Here is a 7,827-nt window from a genome sequence, read left to right as displayed (position 1 = left end):
TTTTGGGCGCGGGCCTTTTGCATGGCACTGCAGGATCAGAAGCGATACCCCACCCCCATGCTGAACAGCCACGGATCCAGGTTCACCTTGGACACCTTGACATCGCCGGCCTTCACATCGCTCGACAGCCAGATCTTCTTGATGTCGGCGTTGAGGAACCAGTTCTTGGTCAGCTTGTAGTCCATGCCGATCTGCAGGGCCGGGCCCACGCTCCAGCTATCGAGCTGCAGCGCGTTGTTGGCAATGTTCTCGCCCCAGATGCGGGTGAAGTTCAGGCCCGCGCCGACATACGGGCGGAAGGTGCCGTTGGGGATGAAGTGGTACTGCACCAGCAGCGTCGGCGGCAGATGCTTGAAGGTGCCGACCTTGTTGCCGTCCAGGTAGACGTTCTGCTTCTGCGGCACGGTCAGGACCAGTTCGGCGGCGATGTTCGGCGTGAAGAAGTAGGTGACGTCGAACTCGGGAATCCACTTGTTGTTGACCGTGATGCGGTCCGAGGGGCCGACGCCGCCGACAGGGTCGGAGCTGTTGGCCATGTCGAGATAGGTGCCGCGCAGGCGCACCATCCAGTTGCCCTGCGCATCGTCCGCGGCGGCGGCAGGGGTGGCGAAGGCGCCCAGCATGGCGCAGGCGGCGATGGCGGAACAGGTGACCCGGGTGCGAAGAGAGAGTGTTTTCATGAGGTTCTGCTTGGTCTGGTATCAAATCCGGACCCAGTTTGGCCGAGCAGGTCGGGCTGGGCTTTGACCCAAAACAAGTAGCAGGGAACGGGGCCGGCGCGCGTCGCGCAGGCGCTACAGCGAGGAAGGCGCCGCGGTGCCAGTTGCGCCGGCGCTTCTAAACACATGCGGAATTATTCGTGGCGCGGTGCGATGCTGCCCCTTACGCTGTGCGAAAGATCCGAGCACGCATGCAGCGTGTGCGGATCGGCACCGAGCATGTCGTGGGCGTCCGCAAGGGCGTCTTTCCGGGTGTGCCCCGTGGGGGCGGGGCACACCGGTTTTCTTGCGGCGGCTTGCGGTGTCAGGCCTCGGCGGCCTCGGCGGACTGCGGGGCCCGCGCTGCGCCAGAGCCGGCCTGCAGGTGCCGGTTGACGCCCGAGATCACCGCGCGCAGCGAGGCCGTGACCAGGTTGGCGTCGATGCCGGCGCCGAACCCTGTCGGCGAATCGCCCACGCGCACTTCCACGTAGCAGGCCGCGCGCGCATCCGCGCCGGCGGTCATCGCATGCTCGTGGTAGTCCATCACGCGTACCGGCAAGTCCAGCGCATTGACGAAGGCGTCGATGGGCCCGTTGCCGGTGCCGCGCACGCTGCATGGCTTGCCGTCGCGAACCATCCGCACTTCGATCTCCGTGGCACCGCCGCTGTCAGACACCAGCTGGTGCGATACATAGCGCAGCGGCGTTTCCTGCGTCAGGTACTCGCGCCGGAACAGCCCATAAAGATCATCGGCACTCGCCTCGAGCCCGGTGTCGTCGGTCATGGCCTGCACCGCGCGGCTGAATTCGATCTGCAGGCGGCGCGGCATGTAGATGCCATGCACCTGCTCCAGCAGGTAGGCCATGCCGCCCTTGCCGGACTGGCTGTTGACGCGGATCACCGCGTCATAGCTGCGGCCCAGGTCGGCCGGGTCGATCGGCAGGTAGGGCACTTCCCAGATGCCGTCCGGCTGCTGCTGTGCAAAGCCCTTGCGGATCGCATCCTGGTGCGAGCCCGAGAACGCGGTGAACACCAGGTCGCCCACATACGGGTGGCGCGGATGCACCGGCAGCTGGTTGCAGTGCTCTACGCACTGGCGCACCGCGTCGATATCGGAGAAGTCCAACCCGGGTGCCACGCCCTGCGTATAGAGGTTGAGCGCCAGCGTCACCAGGTCGACATTGCCGGTGCGCTCGCCGTTGCCGAACAGGCAGCCTTCGACGCGGTCCGCGCCCGCCATCAGCGCCAGCTCCGCGGCGGCCACCGCGGTGCCGCGGTCGTTGTGCGGGTGCACTGACAGCGCGATGTGTTCGCGCCGTTCCAGGCGGCGGTGCATCCATTCGACCTGGTCGGCGAACACGTTGGGCGTGCTGCATTCGACCGTGGTCGGCAGGTTCAGGATCATCGGCCGGTCCGGGCCGGCCTGCCAGGCGGCAGAGACGGCGTTGCTGACTTCCAGCGAGAAGTCGAGCTCGGCCAGGCTGAAAGTCTCGGGCGAATACTCATAGGTCCATGCCGTGCCAGGCATGGCATCGGTCAGCGACCTGATCAGGCGCGTGCCCGAGACCGCGACCTCCTTGATCTCTTCACGCGAGGCATTGAAGACGATGCGCCGCCAGGCCGGCGCGATCGGGTTGTACAGGTGCACCGTGGCCCGCGCTGCGCCGCGCACGGACTCGACGGTGCGGCGGATCAGGTCTTCGCGCGATTGCGTCAGCACCACGATGTTGACGTCTTCGGGGATGCGCTGCTGCTCGATCAGCATGCGCACGAAGTCGAAATCGGTCTGCGAGGCGGCGGGGAACGCCACTTCAATTTCCTTCAGGCCGATTTTCACCAGCTGCTCGAAGAAGCGCAGCTTGCGCGCCGGGTTCATCGGCTCGATCAGGGCCTGGTTGCCGTCGCGCAGGTCGGTGCTCATCCAGCGCGGTGCGCGCGTGATGGTGCGGGCGGGCCAGGTGCGGTCAGGGATGTCGACGGTGGTGGCGGGCTGGTACTTGGTGGCGGGATTGCTGAGCATACGGGGTCTCCTTCCTCGCTAAGGGAAGTAAAGGAAAAACGGAAAAAACGGTGGCGAAAGGCTGCCGAACTGCCACGGGGCACTAGGCCCGGCAACCGGTCGATAGGCTTAGCAGTAGCGAGGAAGCGCGCAGGGCGCGGCCCGATGCCAGGGCAGCCAGCACGCGCGCGCGGGCAGCGATGCGGGACGCATCGGCAGCCTGGCTGAGTGTGCTGGTGTAACGGTTCATCGTGCCTGGAGGAGGAGGGCCGGGGGCCGCTCGTGGTTGATGCGCATCCGGCAGGAGCCGGATGACCCGCAAAGGTTAGTCGACAAGGCCGGCCCCGGTCAAGCGCGGGAGAGCGCCGGGTGCGGGCGTGGCCCGATCGGGGGACTGCCATGCGCGGGTTGCGCCAAACGGCTGGGGCCGGCTTGCGGCCGGGACCCTGCCGGTCATGTTTGCCTCGCCCGAATGGCGGTGCCGCTGCATTGAAAGGATGAACCACGCGCATGTTCTGTGCGCCGCACCTCAGTCCTCTGGCCGGTATTGCGCTGGCACCTTTGTGCCTAGGCTGGTAGCGCGGGAAAAAACACATGACTGGGGGGAACATCATGAGACTGAGAACGTGGGCATCCTGGCTGGCAGGCTCTGCCATGACCTTGCTGTTGGCAGCGTGCGGCGGTGGCGGCGGCGGTTCGAGCACGCCCACCACGCCAAACGCGGGCGGCTCCACACCGCTGACCTATACGGTGAAGATGAGCTTGACCTCCGGCGAGGTCGGCGTCGGCCGCACGATCACCATCAGCGCGCTGGCGGTAGACAGCAACGGCATCGACGTGTCCGGCAACACCACCTTCAACTGGACCAGTGCCGACAGCGGCATTGCCACCGTGGAGCCGAGTGCCACCACGCCGGCCAGCGCCGTGGTCAAGGGTATTGCAACCGGGACGACCACTGTCCAGGTGGTGGCGAGCGTCAAGGGCGCCGACAACACCACGGTGCAGCTGCCCGCGCAATCCGCCACCATCACCGTGGTGCCGGCCTCGGCGCTGAGCTACAGCCTGTCGATCCCGAACAGCAGCCTGTCGATGAGCGACGGGCAGGAGCTGCCGGTCAAGGTATCGCTGGTCGATAGCAACGGCGCCGATGTATCTGCCAGCGTCAACAGCTGGGCATGGTCCAGCAGCGGCTCCGCGGTCCAGGTCACGGCCAGCCAGAACAGCGCCACGCTGAAGGCGAGCAACAGCTCACCCACCGCCGTGGCCACGGCCAGTGTCTCGGTATCGGTGACCGCACCGGACGGGCATGCCATTGCCGGGTTGATCGTGGTGACAGTGCAGAAGAACGGCGCCGCCGCCTATCGCGTGGTGACGACCAAGGGCGGCCGCGAGGTGAATGCGCTGCAGGTCTTCAGCAACCGTCCGGAAACCTTCAGCTCGCGTGTGCTGCGCCACGACGGCCAGGACGTGACCGCGGAGTTCGACGGCGCCTGGACCTACACGGCGACCTCGGCCACGCTGTCCGCATCGGAAGCGGCGGGTACGCATGACGCCACGGTCAGCACCAGCCTCGCCAACGACAAGGGTCCGGTCCAGAGCAGCCTGACGGTGACGGCTGTCAGCACCAGGCTGGGCGAACGCCGCAGCGCCACGCTGACGGTGACCGAGAACCCGGTCTGGGCGCTGGTTGGCGACAACCAGGATCCGATGACGCTGCTGCTGATGCCGCCGATGAGTATCCCGGTGACCGCGCGCATGAAGCACCTTGGCGACGATGCGCAGTACACCGCGTGCATCAACTGGGCGTGGACCAGCACCGGCCCGGTGGAGTTGTCGCCTGGCGTCGCGGATCATCAGAAGAACGTCACGGGCACAGCGCAGGGCGACTTCACTCTTACCGTGACCTGTAATGCCGTCGCCGACAATACGCCGCTGAAGCTGGTCTTCTACGGTACGGTCAAGTAAGCAGCAGGTTCCCGCGCCTGGCGAAACGCCCTCCATCCGGAGGGCGTTTCGCTTTGGCGGCAAATTGCAGGCTGCCGGTTTGCTCCCCCTCTCCCGCAAGCGGGAGAACAAGCGGCCGTCGGGAGGGATGCCGGCAAAGCGTACCCGTTTCTGCGTGACCGGCGCCAAGCGTTTCAGGTGCTGCCGGGGCAGGCCAGCAAAGGCGTCGGGACAAGGCTGAGCCTGCCTTTGCGGGACGTCCCCTATATGCGCACCAGGCAAGCCCAGTACGCAAAGCGTACCCGTTTCTGCGTGCAAAAATGCCAGCCCTTTCAGGCATGTTTTATCGCCGCAGGACAGCTCGCAGGCGAGCGCAAAGCGCTGCCTCCGCGCCGGGCGGAAGCAGCGGGCGTACCCGTTTCTGCGTGGATTTGTAGAGGAGGAAAGCGCGCCGTTTAGCGCTTGCGCACGAAGCGGATCACCTGTTCGGCAGGCTTGTCCTGCGTGCCGGAGGTGGTGCCGGCGGTGTTGGATCCGCAGGTATTGCAGCCGCCGTCGTCGCAGCCGCTGGCGCAGCCCGCGGCGGCTTGCGGGGCCAGCCAGCTCACCAGCCGGGCACGCCAGCCGGCGGCGGCGCTGCCGCCCAGGCGCGCGGCCAGCGCCGCCTTGACGCGCTCGCGCGTGCGCGGCGCGTAGCGCGCGATCACCGACACCGCGCACGCCAGCACGATCAGCGGGACCAGCAGCGTTTCGATGGCGTGGTAGAGGGTCATGGCGGCGTGGTGCCTCAGCTGAACATCAGCGCGACGCGGTAGGTCACGAAGGCCGCCAGGTAGGCCAGCCCGGTCAGGTAGGCCGCCGACAGCGCCATCACCTTCCACGAGTCGGTCTCGCGCCGGATCACTGCCAGCGTGGAGATGCACTGCGGTGCGAACACGTACCAGGCCAGCAGCGACAGCGCGGTGGCCAGCGACCATTGCGCGGCGATCATCGGCGCCAGCTGCGTGGCCACGGTCTCTTCGCTGCCCGATAGCGCATAGACGGTTGCCAGCGCGCCCACGGCCACCTCGCGCGCAGCCAGGCCCGGCACCAGCGCAATGCAGATCTGCCAGTTGAAGCCCACCGGTGCGAACACCTTCTGCAGCGCATGGCCGATCATGCCGGCAAAGCTGTAGTCGATGGCCGGCGCGGTCGCGCCCACGGGCGCGGACGGGAAGGACGACAGGAACCACAGCAGCACCGTCAGCGCCAGGATCACCTTGCCCACCCGCGACAGGAAGATGCGGGCACGCTCCCACAGGCCGATGGCCACATCGCGCGGATTGGGGATGCGGTACGACGGCAGCTCCATCAGCAGCGGATGGTCGGTGCGGTCGCGGCGGAAGAACTTGAGCGCGTAGGCCACCACCAGCGCGCTGACGATGCCCGCCACGTACAGCGCGAACAGCACCAGCCCCTGCAGGTTGAACAGGCCCATCACGGTGCGCTCGGGGATGAAGGCGCCGATCAGCAGCGCATACACCGGCAGCCGTGCCGAGCAGGTCATCAGCGGCGCCACCAGGATGGTGGTGAGCCGGTCGCGCGGGTCCTGGATGGTGCGCGTGGCCATGATGCCGGGGATGGCGCAGGCAAAGCTGGACAGCAGCGGGATGAACGAGCGCCCCGACAGCCCCGCGCCCATCATCAGGCGGTCCAGCAGGAAGGCCGCGCGCGGCAGGTAGCCGGATTCCTCCAGCGTCAGGATGAACAGAAACAGGATCAGGATCTGCGGCAGGAACACCACCACGCTGCCCAGGCCCGCGACCAGGCCGTCGACCAGCAGGCTCTTGAGCATGCCGTCGGGCAGGTAGGCGCCCAGCATCTCGCCGGCCCAGTGCACGCCGCCCTCGATGCCGTCCATCAACGGCTCGGCCCACGAGAACACCGCCTGGAACATCAGGAACAGCAGCACCGCCAGCAGCAGCAGGCCGATCACCGGATGCAGCACGATGCGGTCGAGGCGGTCATCGAGCGCGGCGGTGCGCGCCGGCATGCTGACCGCGGCCGCCAGCAGGCGGTTGACCTCGGCATGCACGTCAATGTCGTTGGCGGGTTCCGGCGTGACCGGCGGGGCCGGCGGCAGGGTGTCGTCAAGCAGGCTGACCAGTGTCGCGGCGCCGTCGTGCTTCACCGCCACGGTGCTGACCACCGGCACGCCCAGCGCGGCCGACAGCTTGTCGCGATCGATCTGGATGCCGCGCCGCGCTGCGGCGTCGCTCATATTGAGCACGACCACCATGGGCAGGCCCAGGCGGCGCAGTTCCAGCACGAAGCGCAGGTGCAGGCGCAGGTTGGTCGCATCGACCACCGACACCAGCAGGTCCGGGCGCTGCTCGCCGGCGCGCCTGCCCAGGCAGACATCACGCGTGATGGCTTCATCGAGGCTGGCCGCGTGCAGGCTGTAGGCGCCCGGCAGGTCCAGGATGCGCACCTGGCGCCCGGCCGGCGACACGAAGTAGCCTTCCTTGCGCTCGACGGTCACGCCCGCATAGTTGGCCACCTTCTGGCGGCTGCCGGTCAGGCGGTTGAACAGTGCGGTCTTGCCGCAATTGGGATTGCCGACCAGCGCAATGCGCAGGGCAGAAGTGGAAGGAGCTGCAGACATAATCCGGGGGAAGGCTCAGGCAGTCCGTTTTGCGGACGGTTTGGCGGTCTGGTCGCCGCCCTGCGTGGCGGGGGCGATGCTGGTGACCGAGGCGCTGGCGACCTCTACGCCGATGCGTGCCGCTTCCGAGCGGCGCAGCGCAAAGCGGGTGAAGCCTACCTGTGCCACCAGCGGGTCCATGCCGAAGGGGCCGTAGGCGATGATCTGCACGGCTTCACCGGGGACGAAGCCCAGTTCGCGCAGGCGGCGCGCGACCGGGTCTCCCGGGGTGGCGTCGTCCACCGATTGCACAACGGCGGGCGTGCGCCGTGGAAGTTCAGACAACCGCATCATGCTTCCAGTCCGTGGCGCGGTCTGCCGCCAAGCGGTCAGCGCGACCACGCCGGGGTGTGTAAATGAAAATCGTTTTCATTGTATCGTAATTGAGGCATGGCGTTGCCCCCTCAAAGGGCGGGCACGCCGGCCTGCTGCCGCCGTCATTGCGCCGCAGGAGGCAAATGATAACCGTTCGGGGTGTGGGGGCGGAGGGTGCGCGGGGC

At 67.2% G+C, this 7,827-nt stretch carries 6 protein-coding genes; 1 reads left to right on the top strand and 5 read right to left on the bottom strand.

Annotated features, from left to right (window positions below):
• Positions 1 to 35: 35 nt before the first annotated feature.
• Both AC3WON_RS17800 and leuA read right to left on the bottom strand, forming a co-directional pair.
• On the bottom strand, positions 36 to 680 hold the full coding sequence (locus AC3WON_RS17800; RefSeq protein ID WP_492352398.1) for an OmpW/AlkL family protein: 645 nt from the start codon (positions 678 to 680) through the stop codon (positions 36 to 38).
• A gap of 343 nt (positions 681 to 1,023) precedes the next feature.
• Positions 1,024 to 2,721 (bottom strand): 2-isopropylmalate synthase, encoded by a 1,698-nt coding sequence (gene leuA, locus AC3WON_RS17795; protein WP_492352397.1) that lies wholly within the window; start codon positions 2,719 to 2,721, stop codon positions 1,024 to 1,026.
• Positions 2,722 to 3,354: 633 nt separating this feature from the next.
• Here leuA and AC3WON_RS17790 point away from each other — a divergent pair.
• Entirely contained in the window at positions 3,355 to 4,665 is a 1,311-nt protein-coding gene (locus AC3WON_RS17790; protein WP_492352396.1) for a hypothetical protein, read from the top strand.
• A 434-nt stretch (positions 4,666 to 5,099) separates the two neighbouring features.
• Here AC3WON_RS17790 and AC3WON_RS17785 read toward each other — a convergent pair whose 3' ends face one another.
• From AC3WON_RS17785 to AC3WON_RS17775, 3 genes are read right to left on the bottom strand one after another with little or no spacing between them, the layout of a single operon-like run.
• Complete coding sequence (locus tag AC3WON_RS17785; protein ID WP_492352395.1) at positions 5,100 to 5,417, bottom strand: DUF6587 family protein; 318 nt, start codon at positions 5,415 to 5,417, stop codon at positions 5,100 to 5,102.
• A 14-nt stretch (positions 5,418 to 5,431) separates the two neighbouring features.
• Positions 5,432 to 7,288, bottom strand: coding sequence for a ferrous iron transport protein B (feoB, locus tag AC3WON_RS17780; RefSeq protein ID WP_492319329.1), 1,857 nt, complete (start codon positions 7,286 to 7,288; stop codon positions 5,432 to 5,434).
• A 15-nt stretch (positions 7,289 to 7,303) separates the two neighbouring features.
• The gene (locus AC3WON_RS17775) at positions 7,304 to 7,618 is read right to left on the bottom strand and encodes a FeoA family protein (protein ID WP_035820831.1); all 315 of its coding nucleotides are present in this window, start codon (positions 7,616 to 7,618) and stop codon (positions 7,304 to 7,306) included.
• Between the last annotated feature and the right edge of the window lie 209 nt (positions 7,619 to 7,827).

The organism is Cupriavidus sp. FW305-46, assembly GCF_058787075.1.
This window is presented reverse-complemented; position numbering and strand designations above follow the sequence as displayed.